Source organism: Streptomyces sp. NPDC107581, from assembly GCF_055657175.1.
This window is the reverse complement of the sequence record NZ_JBVKBH010000003.1, coordinates 1-14,313: the sequence shown is the minus strand read 5'-3', so window position 1 is coordinate 14,313 and position 14,313 is coordinate 1. Positions and strand designations below refer to the sequence as shown.

The 14,313-nt window shown below is 68.0% G+C and carries 12 protein-coding genes, 1 tRNA gene and 1 pseudogene; 5 read left to right on the top strand and 9 right to left on the bottom strand.

The window, feature by feature from the left end; translation table 11 throughout:
* Positions 1-12: 12 nt before the first annotated feature.
* From ACZ7P3_RS06835 to ACZ7P3_RS06825, 3 genes are all read left to right on the top strand, one after another.
* Positions 13-642, top strand: coding sequence for a TetR/AcrR family transcriptional regulator (locus ACZ7P3_RS06835; protein ID WP_472079466.1), 630 nt, complete (start codon positions 13-15; stop codon positions 640-642).
* A gap of 268 nt (positions 643-910) precedes the next feature.
* Positions 911-1,879, top strand: coding sequence for an endonuclease/exonuclease/phosphatase family protein (locus ACZ7P3_RS06830; RefSeq protein ID WP_472080287.1), 969 nt, complete (start codon positions 911-913; stop codon positions 1,877-1,879).
* A gap of 91 nt (positions 1,880-1,970) precedes the next feature.
* Positions 1,971-3,185: an MFS transporter gene (locus ACZ7P3_RS06825; RefSeq protein ID WP_472079464.1), complete on the top strand. Its 1,215-nt coding sequence runs from the start codon at positions 1,971-1,973 to the stop codon at positions 3,183-3,185.
* Positions 3,186-3,422: 237 nt separating this feature from the next.
* Here ACZ7P3_RS06825 and ACZ7P3_RS06820 read toward each other — a convergent pair whose 3' ends face one another.
* The 3 genes from ACZ7P3_RS06820 to ACZ7P3_RS06810 all read right to left on the bottom strand — a co-directional run bounded on the left by ACZ7P3_RS06820 (position 3,423) and on the right by ACZ7P3_RS06810 (position 6,886).
* The gene (locus ACZ7P3_RS06820) at positions 3,423-5,366 is read right to left on the bottom strand and encodes a S53 family peptidase (protein ID WP_472079462.1); all 1,944 of its coding nucleotides are present in this window, start codon (positions 5,364-5,366) and stop codon (positions 3,423-3,425) included.
* 207 nt (positions 5,367-5,573) lie between these two features.
* Complete coding sequence (locus ACZ7P3_RS06815) at positions 5,574-6,203, bottom strand: DUF305 domain-containing protein (RefSeq protein ID WP_472079460.1); 630 nt, start codon at positions 6,201-6,203, stop codon at positions 5,574-5,576.
* The gene (locus tag ACZ7P3_RS06810; protein WP_472079458.1) at positions 6,200-6,886 is read right to left on the bottom strand and encodes a DUF3105 domain-containing protein; all 687 of its coding nucleotides are present in this window, start codon (positions 6,884-6,886) and stop codon (positions 6,200-6,202) included. Before ACZ7P3_RS06810 ends, ACZ7P3_RS06815 begins: the two co-directional genes overlap by 4 nt.
* 137 nt (positions 6,887-7,023) lie before the next feature.
* Between ACZ7P3_RS06810 and ACZ7P3_RS06805 the strand changes: the two genes are divergently transcribed.
* Together ACZ7P3_RS06805 and glnA are read left to right on the top strand one after the other, a co-directional pair.
* The gene (locus tag ACZ7P3_RS06805) at positions 7,024-7,467 is read left to right on the top strand and encodes an Rrf2 family transcriptional regulator (RefSeq protein WP_472079456.1); all 444 of its coding nucleotides are present in this window, start codon (positions 7,024-7,026) and stop codon (positions 7,465-7,467) included.
* A gap of 427 nt (positions 7,468-7,894) precedes the next feature.
* Positions 7,895-9,256 (top strand): type I glutamate--ammonia ligase, encoded by a 1,362-nt coding sequence (glnA, locus tag ACZ7P3_RS06800; protein ID WP_472079454.1) that lies wholly within the window; start codon positions 7,895-7,897, stop codon positions 9,254-9,256.
* Between the two features lie 176 nt (positions 9,257-9,432).
* Here the strand turns inward: glnA and ACZ7P3_RS06795 are convergent, their stop codons facing one another.
* The 6 genes and pseudogenes from ACZ7P3_RS06795 to ACZ7P3_RS06770 form a co-directional block, all read right to left on the bottom strand.
* Positions 9,433-10,674, bottom strand: coding sequence for a hypothetical protein (locus ACZ7P3_RS06795; protein ID WP_472079452.1), 1,242 nt, complete (start codon positions 10,672-10,674; stop codon positions 9,433-9,435).
* Between the two features lie 201 nt (positions 10,675-10,875).
* Positions 10,876-11,466 (bottom strand): annotated as a pseudogene (locus tag ACZ7P3_RS06790) (site-specific integrase); the annotation flags it as partial.
* Positions 11,467-11,564: 98 nt separating this feature from the next.
* Entirely contained in the window at positions 11,565-12,629 is a 1,065-nt protein-coding gene (locus ACZ7P3_RS06785) for an IS110 family RNA-guided transposase (protein ID WP_472079450.1), read from the bottom strand.
* 347 nt (positions 12,630-12,976) lie between these two features.
* Positions 12,977-13,465: a hypothetical protein gene (locus ACZ7P3_RS06780; protein ID WP_472079448.1), complete on the bottom strand. Its 489-nt coding sequence runs from the start codon at positions 13,463-13,465 to the stop codon at positions 12,977-12,979.
* 163 nt (positions 13,466-13,628) lie between these two features.
* Positions 13,629-13,707 (bottom strand) — tRNA-Ser (locus ACZ7P3_RS06775).
* Between the two features lie 99 nt (positions 13,708-13,806).
* Positions 13,807-14,313: IS3 family transposase (locus ACZ7P3_RS06770; protein WP_472079446.1), on the bottom strand; the 507-nt coding region annotated here is incomplete at its 5' end.

Here is a 14,313-nt window from a genome sequence, read left to right as displayed (position 1 = left end):
AAGGACGGACGAGTGAGCCTTGCCGAGAGCCGGCCGCGGCCGGACGGACCCGCCAGGGGCCGCCCGCGCAGCGAGGCCGTGGAACGCGCCATCCTGGAGGGCGTGATGAAGCTCCTGGAGGACGGTGTACCCCTTGCCGACCTCTCCATCGAGCGGGTCGCGCGCACGGCCGGGGTCGGCAAGGCCACCATCTACCGCCGCTGGAGCGGCAAGGAGGAGCTCTTCGTCGACGTCCTGCGCGCCGCGGAGCCCCCCGACCCCGAACTTCCCGGCACCTCCATGCGCGACGACCTCGTCGTGCTGCTGGAATCCCTGCGCCAGCGGGGCCTGCTGACCCGTTCCTCGGCGATCCTGCACAACGTGTACGCCCAGATGAAGAGCAGCCCCAAGATCTGGACGGCGTACCACGTCAACGTCATACAGCCCCGGCGCGACCTCGGCCTCGAAGTGCTGCGCCGAGGGCGGTCCAACGGCGAACTGCGGGCCGACATCGATCTGGAGCTGGCCAACGACATGTTCGTCGGCCCCATGCTCGTGCGCTCCGTCATGCGTCCGGACATCGACCTGCCCGAGGGGCTGGCCGAGGAGATCGTCGACACAGTTCTGGAAGGTCTACGGCCCGTCAGCTCAACAGCCTCGTAGCACTCATGTGCACGTTTCGTCACAGACCGGGCCTGTCCGGGGGTGACCGGAACCCCTGGCCCCGCCCCGTTCGTCCTCGTCTTCCGTACGGCCGTCATGGGACGGCGGGAACGGAGCCGATCATCCCCTAGGGTCGGAAGAGCACGGGGGGACGACGGTGTGCACGGCAGGCAGTGAGGCAGACGGTATGGCGCAGCAGGCGTACATGACGGAGACGGGCAGCGGCGGCTCGGAGCCCGAGCGACCGGGGTCCCGGCTTCGACGCCTGATGCACCACGTGCTCGCCGGCTGGCGGGGCGATCCGCGCGTCTGGCGCCGGGGGATCGTCCTCGCGGTCCTCGCGCTGCTGCTCGCCCTGGTGATGCTGATGCACTCGCGCGTGCCCAACGCGATCGGCAACCTCGGCAGTCTCACCGAGACGTTCCTGCCCTGGCTGGGCCTGTTCATCCCGGTGCTGCTGGTCCTCGGCCTGGTCCGCAAGTCGGCCACCGCCCTGATCGCCGTCCTCCTTCCGGCCATCGTGTGGCTGAACCTGTTCGGCGGGCTGCTCACCGACAAGACGGGCAGCGGCGGCGACCTCATGGTGGCCACCCACAACGTCAACGCGGACAACCCCGACCCGTCCGCGACCGCCCGTGACGTCGCCTCCTCCGGCGCGGACGTGCTGGCCCTGGAGGAGCTGCCCGCGTCCGCCGTGCCGGTGTACGAGAAGGCGCTCGCGGCGACGTATCCGTACCACGGGGTCGTCGGCACGGTCGGCCTGTGGAGCAAGTACCCGATGACCGGCGTCAGGGCCGTCGACATCAAGCTCGGCTGGGAGCGCGCGATGCGCGCGACCGTGGCGACACCCAAGGGGCCCCTCGCGGTCTATGTCGCCCACATGCCCTCGGTGCGGGTGAAGATGGAGGCCGGCTTCACCGCCCGGCAGCGGGACAGGAGCGCCGACGCGCTCGGCGAGGCGATCGCCGACGAGCCGCTGAAGCGGGTCGTGCTGCTCGGCGATCTCAACGGCACCATGAACGACCGCTCGCTCAACGCCGTCACCTCGCAGCTGCGCTCCACACAGGGCGCGGCGGGCAGCGGCTTCGGGTTCAGCTGGCCGGCGTCGTTCCCGATGGCGCGGATCGACCAGATCATGGTGAAGGGGATCGAGCCGGAGAGCTCCTGGACCCTGCCGCGCACCGACAGCGACCATCTGCCGGTGGCTGCGCGTGTGAAGCTGGACACGTCCTCGTAACCAGCCGGAATACCGGGCCCGGGAGACTTTGTTCCGTAGCTGAACATACACTGGACGGAACTCCCTCTCCCCTGAAAGGCACAGGCCCTTCATGCCCCTGGCCCTGCTCGCCCTGGCCGTCGGCGCTTTCGGTATCGGCACGACCGAGTTCGTGATGATGGGCCTGCTGCCCGACGTCGCGGACGACCTGCACCTCTCCCTCCCCACCGCCGGGCACCTGGTCTCGGCGTACGCGCTGGGCGTCGTCATCGGCGCCCCGCTCCTTGCCGCCCTGACCGCGCGGATGTCCCGCCGCAAGGTCCTGATGGCTCTCATGGCCCTGTTCGTCGCGGGCAATGCGCTCTCCGCGCTCGCCCCCGGCTACGACTCGCTGCTGGCCGCCCGCTTCCTCAGCGGTCTGCCGCACGGCGCCTTCTTCGGCGTGGGCGCGGTCGTCGCCACGAACATGGTCGCGCCGGAGCGCAAGGCCCGCTCCGTGTCCCTGATGTTCCTCGGCCTGACCGTCGCCAACGTCGCGGGCGTCCCCGTCGCCACGCTGATGGGCCAGCACCTCGGCTGGCGGGCCACCTTCCTCGGGGTGAGCGCGATCGGCCTGGCCGCGATAGCCTCCCTCGCCCTCCTGATCCCGCACGACCGCACCCAGGCCCCCGCGACCGGCCTGCGCGGCGAACTGGCCGCCCTGCGGTCCCTGCCCGTCTGGCTGGCCCTGGGGACGACGGTGGCCGGCTTCGGCGCCCTCTTCGCCGCCTACAGCTACGTCACCCCGATGCTGACGGACTCCGCCGGTTTCGCCGAGTCCAGCGTGACGCTGCTGCTCGCCCTGTTCGGCGTCGGCGCGACGGCGGGCAATCTGCTGGGCGGCCGCCTCGCCGACCACTCGATGCGCGGCACCCTCTTCGGCGGCCTGGCCTCGCTGGCGGCCGTACTGCTCCTGTTCCCGGTCCTGATGCACGCCGGGTGGAGCGCGGCCCTGGCCGTGACCCTGCTCGGCACGGCGGCGTTCGTCACCGGCTCCCCGCTCCAGCTGATGGTCATGGAGAAGGCGGCCGCGGGTCCCTCCCTGGCCTCCTCGGCCAACCAGGCGGCCTTCAACCTGGCGAACGCCGGCGGCGCCTGGATCGGCGGGCTGGCGCTGGCGGCGGGCTTCGGCGTGACGTCCCCCGCGGTGGCCGGAGCGGCCCTGGCCGTGCTGGGCCTCGGGGTGGCGGGCGCGGCCTACGCCGTGGACCGGCGCCGGGAGATGGTCCACGCCGGCCGGGTGGTCGCCGCGCACGTACCGGAACAGCCCGCTGCCGTGCGCCGCTGATACGGGCCGGCCCCGGTGACCGGCCGGGCATCCGCCGTCCCGGGACCCGGCGTTCCCCGTGAGTCCGGGACCCGGCGTTCCCCGTGAGGTCGTCGGCGCGCGCCGAATCCGGTTCAGGGCGGGACGAAGCCGGGGCACCCGGTCGGTGCGAACGGCACGGCGGTTGCCGCCGTCCGACGACGCACGAGGGGGCGTGGGGTGAAGAACACCCCACGCCCCCTCACTCGCCTGCTGTGATCAGTGGCGGCCGTACGACTGGACGTAGCCGTTCGCGGGCGAGCCCACGCCGGTGACGTCGTCGTAGCCCTTCACCGCGGACAGCGAGCTGTCCTTGCCGAGGCTGCGGACCGAGGTCGCAAGGCCACCGGTGGCGTCCAGGCCGTTCACGAAGTCGATACGGGCCACCGCCAGGCCGGAGCCGGTCGGGTTGTCCGTGACGTCGTGGAACACGCCCTTCTTGCCGTACTTGGAGTAGATCGACGGGTTGGCGAAACCGATCGCCTTGCCGCCGCCCGCCTCCTGGGCCAGCGCCTGGACCGCCGCGATCACCGGGGCGGCCAGCGAGGTGCCGCCGATGCGGTACTCGCTGTACTGCTGGGAGCCGTCCGGGAAGGTCTGGGTCTGGCCGACCAGGAAGCCGGTGTTCGGGTCGGCGATGGCCGCGATGTCCGGGACGACGCGGTTGCCGGCGGCGTTGTTGGCCGTGGCCAGCGCCTTCGGCACGACGTTCTTCTGGTAGTACGGCTGCGGCACGTTCTTGCTGGTGCCGCCGCCCGCGCCCGAGGTGAAGGCGCCCGGGAAGCCCGTCCAGCTCTTGCCGTCGGCCGACAGGGTCGCCTTCTCGGTGCCCCAGCCGGTCTCCCACTGGTACTTGTCGCCCTTGCCGACGGCCAGCGAGGTGCCGCCGACCGCGGTCACCCACGCCGAGTTGGCCGGGGTGTCGACCTGCTTCGTACCGGACTTGGCGGCCTGGTCGCCGTCGTCGCCGGAGGAGAAGTAGAAGCCGATGCCCTGCACCGCGCCCAGCTGGAAGACCTGGTCGTAGGCGGCCGCGAGGTCCGGCGTCTGGTTGGCCTCGATGTCGCCCCACGAGTTGGAGACGATGTCGGCCAGGTGGTTGTCGACGACCTTGCTGAGCGAGTCGAGCAGATCGTCGTCGTAGCAGGACGCGGCGCCCACGTAGGTGACGTCGGCGGCCGGCGCGACCGCGTGCACGGCCTCGACGTCGAGGGTCTCCTCGCCGTACCAGCCGGCCGCGCCGCACTCCTCGGTCTTCGTGTAGGTGTTCGGCAGCGACTGGTGCAGCTGGCCGGTCTTCCAGGCCGCGTCACCGTTCTTCAGCGCGTACTTGCCCGCGTCGAAGGCGATGGTCGGCGAGGCGTACGCGTCCGTGATGGCGATGCGCACGTGCTGGCCGGTGTACTTGCCGGCACCGTAGGCGGAGCGCAGCTGCTTGCCGGTGTACCCCTTGATCGCGTACGGGATCTTCTGGCCGTAGGCGTCCGGGAGGGTGGTGGCGGTCTTCGAGCCGTAGTACGAGGAGAACGGCCCGGCGTTCTTGAACACGGCGTCCGGCGGCGGCAGCTGGTCGTCGTGGTTCGACTTGTGCGGCGCGCTGTCCAGGCCGGTGACGGTGAGGACGGCGCCCTTCAGACCGGCCGGCGCGGACGCGGTCTTCGCAGGGGCGCGGTAGGTCTTGCCGCCCTTGGTGAAGTTGTGCAGCTGGGTGCCGAACGCCTTCTCGACGGCGGACACGTCACCGGAGACGGCGACGTAGTGCGCGGTGACCTCGGTGACCTGCAGTCCGGCCGACTTCAGCCAGGACTTGACGGCGGCCACCTGGGCCTTGGTGGCCCCGAAGCGGGCCTCGGCCTTCTTGGGGCTCAGGTACTTGCCGTACAGCGGCGAGCTGGGGTCGGACACGGCCTTGGCGTAGGCGGCGAGTCCGGCGCGGTCCCGGCCGGCCAGGTAGACCCGGGCGTTGAGCCGGGCGCTGTCGGCGGTGGAGCCCTTGTCCGCCTTGGCCGTGGCCCAGGCGGGCTTGGTGCCCGCCAGCGCGTCACGGGCCGGGGTGTCCGTGGCGTGCGCCGCGGGTATGCCGAGCGCCAGAGCACCGGCGATCATGGGCAGTGTCGCTGCCATGCTCACACCGGCGCGCGCCTTGGCACGGTTGGATCTCATAGAACCCCCTGCGATGCGGTTCGCATGCATGTAGTGGTCGGTACGTCGTGGATCCGGGCGCGGGCCCGCGGCGGCGTAGGCCAGCGAATGGATCACACGGTGGGGGCCACTCTGTCGATGAACCGTTCATGCCAGGGGAACGCAAAGGTCAAGAGAAGCTCAAGGAACGTTCAGTTGGGGTGATTTGACGCTTTGATCCCCGCGGTGTCACGAACGGGCGTGCGCGCCACGCTCCTTGAGCATCCCGGCCATCAGCTCGATCTCCGACTGCTGCGCGTCGACCATGCCCTGCGCGAGCCGCTTCTCCACGCCGACGGTGCACTGGGTGACACACCCCTCGGCCATGTGGACACCGCCCTTGTGATGGTCCGTCATCAGCTGCAGATAGAAGATCTCCGCCTGCTTGCCGTTCAGGGTGCCGAGCTTCTTCATCTCGGTATTGGTCGCCATGCCCGGCATCAGCGCGCCGTCCTTGCCGGAGGCCATGCCGCCCATGCCCATCCAGGTCATCGGCGGCTCGGCCGACACCTTCGGCAGCTCCCACAGATCCAGCCAGCCCAGCAGCATCCCGCGCTGGTTGGCCTGCGTCTGCGCGATGTCGTAGGCGAGCCGCCGCACTTCCTCGTTCTTCGTGCGGTCCCGCACGATGTATGACATCTCGACGGCCTGCTGGTGATGGACGGCCATGTCCCGCGCGAACCCGGCGTCCGCGGACTCGGCCGTGGGCGTCTTCGGGGCCGGTCCGCCGTCCTCCGCGACCGCGTACGTGATCGCCCCGGCCGCGACGAGAGCCGCCGCGGCGGCGCCCGCCACCCAGCCGATGTGCCGGCGCCTCACTTCATGACCCCGCCGGTGCACGAGGCCCCCGGCTCGGGCGTCTGGTCACCCTGCACATAGGTGGCGAAGAACTTGTCCACCTCCGGGTCGCTCGCGCTCTTCACCGTCACCTGGTGGCCCCACGCCGACAGGATCAGCGGGGCGGCCTGGTTCTCGTACGGGCTCATCAGCGAGTACGGCGTCTTCTTCACCTTCGCCGCGAGGGCGTCGACGTCCGCCTTGGCCGCCTTGCCCGTGTACGTCACCCAGACCGCGCCGTGCTCCAGCGCGTGCACGGCGTTCTCGTCCTGCACCGGCGCGGTGTAGACGTCGCCGTTGCAGTTGAGCCACACCGGGTTGTGGTTGCCGCCGACCGGCGGATGCATCGGGTACGACACCTCGGTCGTCACATGCGTCCGCGACAGCTTGCCGGACCAGGTCTTCACCCCGTCCTTGCCGGTGGTGAAGTGCCCGGAGTCCCCGGAGCCCTTGGCGTCGGCGCCCGCGGCAGAGTCCTTCTTGTCCGACTTGTCCGACCGGGAGTTCACGAGGACCACCCCGCCCACGACGAGACCGGCGACGACCACCACGCTGGCGGCGACGGTCAGCACCCGGTTGCGGCGCTCGCGGGCGTGCTCGGTGCGCCGCATCTCCTCTATGCGCGCCTTGCGCGCCGCACTGCTGCTGTTCTTCGCGGAACCCATGAGGCCAGTCCTTCTGGGGAAAGGGACGTGAAGGGTGGGGCTCGCTGATCGTAGTGGCCGCGCCGCCCGCCGCCGTAGGGAGGGCGCGGCATCCGGAAAAATTTGAACCCGGGATGCGCATTACCTACCCTCGCGGTATGCGGCTGCTGCGCTCCACCGACCTGGCCCTGCGGGTCCTCATGCGGCTCACCGTCGCCGGCGCCACCACCCTCACGACCCGCAGGGTCGCGGAGGACATGGACGTGCCCTACACGCACGCCGCGAAGGTCGTGGCGGAACTCCAGCACCTCGGCCTGGTCGACGCCCGCCGCGGCCGGGGCGGCGGACTCGCCCTCACCGAGCAGGGGCGCACCGCGTCCGTGGGCGCCGTCGTGCGCACCTTCGAGGGTGAGGGCGACGTGGTCGACTGCGAGGGTACGACCCCCTGCCCCCTGAACTCCGCCTGCCGTCTGCGGGGCGCCCTGCGCCGGGCCCAGGAGGCGTTCTTCGTGGCGCTGGACCCGGTGACGGTGCGGGACATCGCGGCGGATCCGACGGGGCCCCTGCTGCTGGGCATCGCCAGGGGGCCGCGGGGCGACTGAGGGCCTGCTCCGGCATCGGCGGGGGGCGGCTGGGCGGCCTGCTCCGGCACCGGCAGGGGGTCGCGGCGGCGCTCGGCTGATCGGCACCGTACGAAAACTTGCATCTGAGATACAAATTAATGGGCGTGGTCCAGCTCGGGGAAGAACGTGGTCCAGCTTGCGGAGGAGCGTGGTCCAGCTCGCGGAGGAGCGTGGTCCCGTTCGTCGAGGAAGCGGACCGGCCATTACGGATGTCGGTGCGAGCAGGCAAGATGGGCGACAGAGCAGTACACCTGCCGGACGCAAGGCGTTCAGGTCGAGGTCGGCCGGGCGATCAAGGTCCGCAACGCGCGTGAAATGGTGTTGTGGTGTGATGCTCAGGTGCCCGACCGCCTCCGGGGACACCCGGGGAAAGGCGGCCTGACCAGCAAGGATGGGGAAGCTGACAATGGACAAGCAGCAGGAGTTCGTGCTCCGCACCCTGGAGGAGCGCGACATCCGGTTCGTACGCCTCTGGTTCACGGACGTGCTGGGGTTCCTCAAGTCCGTGGCCGTGGCCCCTGCCGAGCTGGAGCAGGCCTTCGACGAGGGCATCGGCTTCGACGGCTCCGCCATCGAGGGCTTCGCCCGGGTCTACGAGTCCGACATGATCGCCAAGCCGGACCCCTCCACCTTCCAGGTCCTGCCGTGGCGCGCGGAGACCCCGGGCACGGCCCGCATGTTCTGCGACATCCTCATGCCGGACGGCTCCCCGTCCTTCGCGGACCCGCGCTACGTCCTCAAGCGCGCCCTCGCCCGCACCTCCGACCTGGGCTTCACCTTCTACACCCACCCCGAGATCGAGTTCTTCCTGCTGAAGGACCGCCCGCTGGACGGCTCCCGGCCCACCCCGGCGGACAACTCGGGCTACTTCGACCACACCCCGACCAACGTCGGCATGGACTTCCGCCGTCAGGCGATCACCATGCTGGAGTCGATGGGCATCTCGGTCGAGTTCTCCCACCACGAGGGCGCCCCGGGCCAGCAGGAGATCGACCTCCGCTATGCCGACGCGCTCTCCACGGCGGACAACATCATGACGTTCCGCCTGGTCATGAAGCAGGTGGCGCTGGAGCAGGGCGTGCACGCGACCTTCATGCCGAAGCCTTTCTCCGAGCACCCGGGCTCCGGCATGCACACCCACCTCTCCCTCTTCGAGGGCGACCGCAACGCGTTCTACGAGTCCGGCGCGGAGTACCAGCTCTCCAAGGTCGGCCGCTCCTTCATCGCGGGCCTGCTCAAGCACGCGGCGGAGATCTCCGCGGTCACCAACCAGTGGGTGAACTCCTACAAGCGCATCTGGGGCGGCTCCGAGCGCACGGCCGGTGCCGGCGGCGAGGCCCCCTCGTACATCTGCTGGGGCCACAACAACCGCTCGGCCCTCGTCCGGGTCCCGATGTACAAGCCCGGCAAGACCGGCTCCGCGCGCGTGGAGGTCCGCTCCCTGGACTCCGGCGCCAACCCGTACCTGGCCTACGCCCTCCTGCTCGCCGCGGGCCTCAAGGGCATCGAGGAGGGCTACGAGCTCCCGCCGGGCGCCGAGGACGACGTCTGGGCCCTCTCCGACGCCGAGCGCCGCGCCATGGGCATCGAGCCCCTGCCGCAGAACCTCGGCGAGGCCCTGTCCCTGATGGAGCGCAGCGACCTGGTCGCCGAGACCCTCGGCGAACACGTCTTCGACTTCTTCCTGCGCAACAAGCGGGCCGAGTGGCACGAGTACCGCTCGGAGGTCACCGCGTTCGAGATGCGCAAGAACCTGCCGGTGCTGTAGGCGCTGGTCAGGGCAGGTTCCCGTAGATTGGGATCGATGGGGCCGACGGTCGTGGACCGTCGGCCCCATCGCATCTTTACTGCTCCTGGGCCGTGTCTGGGCCGTCAGGGCGCGAGGTGAGGAACGCTGCAACCTCGTTGCCGATCAGTCCCAGTGCCTGCCGGTACGGCAGCCGGCTATCGGAGATTCATCAGATACGCCAGACCGTTGGCGTCATCTCGCGTTTCGCTCCATAGGCCGGCCAACTCTTTAATGGGCTCCACCAAGATTCCGGAGAGTGCTCCGGCGCCAAGTAGCAGGGCCCACAGTGCGGATACGCCCGGAAATACGGCAGTCAGCAATGCTGGAGCGGTCGCAAGGCTGAGGCTGAATGCCGTCCTGCCGAACAGGGCCTTGTATCTTTCCTTCATCGTGGCAGCATTTTCTTCGATAACCTGTTCCGCTTGACGGATCTCTTGAGCTATCTCTGCCTCGATCTCTTGCGACCATGGCTCGCTCCGGATCCGGCTCACCATGGCGTTCAGGTGGGCCCGATAATTGGCCCGGTCCTCTGCCGTCCTTTCTCGATACCGTAGACAATCCTCCAGTGACAATGCATCCAGGTCTGCAGGGCGCAATATCGAGTCTACGAGTCTCTGCTCGACTAGCTGTCGCTTTTGCGCGGCAGATCCGGTGAATGTTGGAGGCCTTAGACCTGGCAGTGCTGTTGCAAGCTTGCCCTCGTCGGCGGCTCGAGTAAACCGAGCCGATAGCAGGCGAAAATGAGGGTCACTGTCGGTCAAAGGTACGGCATGATTTTCAAGAGCTATCGCAAGTGCCGTACTCGTAGCCAGCGAGGAACCGAGGTAATAGGGTACTACCGCTGCGTACTCGCCATCGGTACGCGGTTCAGACTTTCCCCAACCCGGAGATGAGTACTGTTGATCGGGGCGTCCGTCAGCGAAAAGCGCATGGGCGACGGGCGTCTCATCTCCCTGTTCAAGGAAGTGGAAGGCATGGCGCGTATTTCCCTCATACAGGACGCGCCAAGTGTACTGATGATGCAGAAAGGAAAATGCGCTGGGTGGGATTCGGCTGCGGAGCATGCTCCAAGTAGGGGGGTGATTTGCGAACAGATCGATGATGCTTTGATCGGCCATGTCTGCTTGAAGGCCACCAGTGACAATAGCGTCGACCGACGCATTTTCCAAAAGAGGAGTCGGGTCGACGAATCGCACCACTCCTTCTCTCTCTAGTAGCGCATACCGGTTGGCGACCTCTGTCCACTCCTGGCTCAAGCGATAGGCTGCATCGTCGGGAAGGAATGGCTGATGGTTCTCCACCGAGTACAGTCCGGCACGCACTTTGGGAGTCTTGGGATCGATGAAAAGTACTTCGTCGTAAAGGAGCATTGCGCGCTTGAGCGTCTGCTCGCTCAAGCTACGAGAAAATGGGTAGTAGACAGCCCGAACGCTCAGATCTGAGTTTGGTAGCGACACTGTCAGCCCCTTCCAACCCGGGCTTACTCTGCCCTACATCTCCACGCTATGCGGACACATGCTCCAGCGCGATCCGAGCCCTCAGTTGCCCCAGGAGCAGCCGTCGGCCGAGCGACGGCTGCTCCTGGAGGGCAGAGGCAGTCAAGGAGTGTCTGGCGTCGAAACGACACCCCGGTACAGGCTGTCCACGGCGTTTCTAGCCCGCGCGTCGCTACTCGGCATGAGATGCGTGTAGACCCTCAGCGTGAATCCCGGATCGCTGTGTCCGAGGTAGGCGCTCAGCGCTTTGACGTTCTCGCCAGCGTCCAGCAGCACGGAAGCGTAGAAGTGCCTGAGGGCGTGCATACCGTGTTCGCGGGCAGCCTGGTGACGCTCGCCTGGCTTCGGCTGTGGGATCACCTCAGCCGCGACGAGAGCGGGCTTCCAAGCACGGTCGTTGAAGTCGGTGCGGCGAACCGCACCCGAGCCGTCGAGACGGGTGAACAGCAGCCGTTTCGTGACGGGCGGGCCATCCACCCGAAGCCAGGGCAGGGTGATCTCTACCGGGAGGAACGCCTCCATGTGCTGCTTGAGGACGTGCGCCACGCGGTCCGGCATGGGGACGTCGCGGATCTTGTTCCGCTTTGGTGGGGCGAACACGAGTCCCTGCTTCGTCACCTTCACCTGATTCGCGATGTTCAGCCACCCGGAGTCGAAGCCGATTTCTTCGACAGAAAGTCCGAAGATCTCACCTCCGTGGCGAACGTGGTGGGCTCCCATCCCGTCCGCCATCGACCCAGGCAAAGCCGAGCAGACGCGGCCCATGGCGTCCAGGAAGCTCCTATAGATCGTCAAGCAGCCTGTAGGAGTTGTGCCTGTGGGATGTTCGTGCTGGTCAGGCGTTTGTAGACCTCGCGCGCGATGAAGCGTTTGAGGCAGCGGAAGATGTCCTTCTTTGACATGCCTTCGGTTGTGCGGCGTGCGACGTAGAGCCGTGTGCGAGCGTCGTAGCGCATTCGCACGAGGGCGATCGTGTGGAGGGCATGGTTGGCCTGGCGGTCGCCGCCGCGGTTGAGGCGGTGGCGGTTGGTCCGGCCGGAGCTTGCGGAGATTGGGGCTGCCCCGCAGAGGTGAGCGAAGGAGGCTTCGGATTTCAGACGGTCGGGGTTGTCGCCGGCGGTGATCAGGAGCTGGGCGGCCGTCTCGGTGCCGACACCGATCAGTTCCAATAGCCCCGGAGCCGCCTGTACGACCAGGGGTTCGAGTTCCGCGTCAGCCTCGGCTATCTCCTCGGTGAGGTTTTGGTGGCGGCGAGCCAGTCGCCGCAGCGCGATTCTCACCGCGCAGCTCGGGTCGGCGAGATCGGTGCCCGGGCGGGAGCGGGCGAGCTGCGAGATCAGCTGGTAAGTGGGCAGGCCACGTAGGCGTTCACGTACCTCGGCAGGGGCTGAGACGATGAGCGTACGGATCTGGTTGATCGTCTGGGTGCGGGCCTTGATGGCCGAACGCCGCACGACCCGCAAGGATCGGATGGCCTCCACGATGCCGTCGCGGGTTTTAGGCCGGCCGTTCGCGCGGCCGGACAGGACGGCGGTCGCGGCCGCGTAGGCATCGACGGGGTCGGACTTGCCGTTGACCCGCCGGGCCTTGCGGTCGGGGCGGTCAACGTCGACGACGGTGACCTCGTTCGCCCGAAGGAACCGGGCGAGTTCGCAGCCGTAGGCGCCAGTCCCTTCAACCCCGACAGCGAGCACATCACCGTGCGAGCGCAGCCACTCCAACAGGCTCCGGTAGCCGTCGGGAGTGGTGGGAAACGGTGCGGTGGCAAGGTGTCGGCCGATGGAGTCGATCACCGCGGCCTGGTGGAAGTCGGTGTGAGTGTCCACGCCGCCGACCACCACGATCTGGTCTGCCATGCTGTGTATTGCTGTCCTTCCGTGCGATGCGCGAGGGGTCGCACGGGCCGGCCGGGCGGCTGGACAAGACTGTGGTGGGACCTTTGGCCGGGCTCCTATGAGGTCACAGGAGCCCGACCGGCCGCGTGCAAAGGCGCCCCTCAGCCGGCCGACGATTCCTGGAGAGGACAGCTCGAAGCGTCAATCGTTCGGTGGGTCAGGCCTGCCGAGCGGCGCCGTGATCAATCCTCACAGTCGTTCGTACAGTGGCGCGCTCCACCTGGACGCCATGAACCACGCCCGCTCCACAGACGTGTGGGTCGACGGCGGACGGGATGGGAGCTGGGGTAGGTGTGGGGTTGAGGTGGTCAGGCGAGCGTCGAACGGATCCGGTCGACGGCACGCAGGACCTCACCTCTGTTCTTTGCACTCTTGATCCAAGTTGGTAGCCGCGCGACAACCGTCATCTTCTTGACCTGCGCATCCCATGGGGCTCTTTCACGCAGCGGCGCCTGTACGAACTGCCGGAGCAGCTCCAGGTGCTCCGGGTTGTAGGCCCACAGCCAGCCGTGCCGCGTCTCCGCCTGCAGCCACAACGGCAGCCCGAAGTAGGGATCTATGGCTTCACGATGCCCCCGGAAGAGGCGAAACCCTTTCCCGGCCGCATCCCGCGACAGACCGCACGCCCGACAGACGAGACGGCGGCGCGCGAACACCGAGGGGGCCGAGCCATCAGCCGTAGGCGCCACCGGGGCAACATGGGCAATCCCAGCGCACTTCGGACAGCGCACGAGCACATGGTCAATGAAGTGGTACTTCGTGTGCCGAGCGTCTCGGAACCGCGATGGCGAGAGCATGACGCCAGTATGCGACCCCTCCACCTGCTCATGCTCGGAATATCCGTGCCCCTCCCGTGCCCGATCAGGCGGGGAACCACGGGAACAACGGTCGCTCACAGCGAGGAGCAACGAGGAGAGCCCCCGACCGATCCTGCTGGTCAGAGGCCCTCAACCACTGCGGTGGGTGTGGGATTTGAACCCACGGTGACTTGCGCCACGACGGTTTTCAAGACCGCCCAACGATCGCATCCGGCTGGGCTCGTGACCTAGTCATTCTCCAAGAACGCGAGGCTAGCTGGCAGTGCCCTGGCCAGAGGATGGCCACACGGGTCTGCTGCAGGTTCGGGTGACAGGTTCGGTCACGCGGCCTGGAGGGCTGGTGTGGTCGTGACGGTCTCGAATTCGACGGGTGTCAGCCGGCCGAGTGAGGCTTGTCGGCGGCGCCGGTGGTAGGTCCGCTCGATCCAGGTCACGATCGCGATCCGGAGTTCTTCGCGGGTGGCCCAGCTCCGGCGGTCGAGGACGTTCTTCTGCAGCAGGCTGAAGAACGACTCCATGGCCGCGTTGTCGCCGGCAGCTCCGACCCTCCCTATCGATCCGACCATCCGGTGGCGGTCGAGCGCCCGGACGAACTTCCGGGAGCGGAACTGCGATCCGCGATCGCTGTGCAGAATGCACCCGTCGACGTCTCCACGCCGGGCCACGGCGTTGTCCAGGGCGGCCACGGCCAGGCGGGACTTCATCCGCTCGTCGATGGAGTAGCCCACGATTCTGTTGCTGAAGGCGTCCTTGATCGCGCAGAGATAGAGCTTGCCTTCGCCGGTGGCGTGCTCGGTGATGTCGGCGAGCCACAGCCGGTTCGCGCA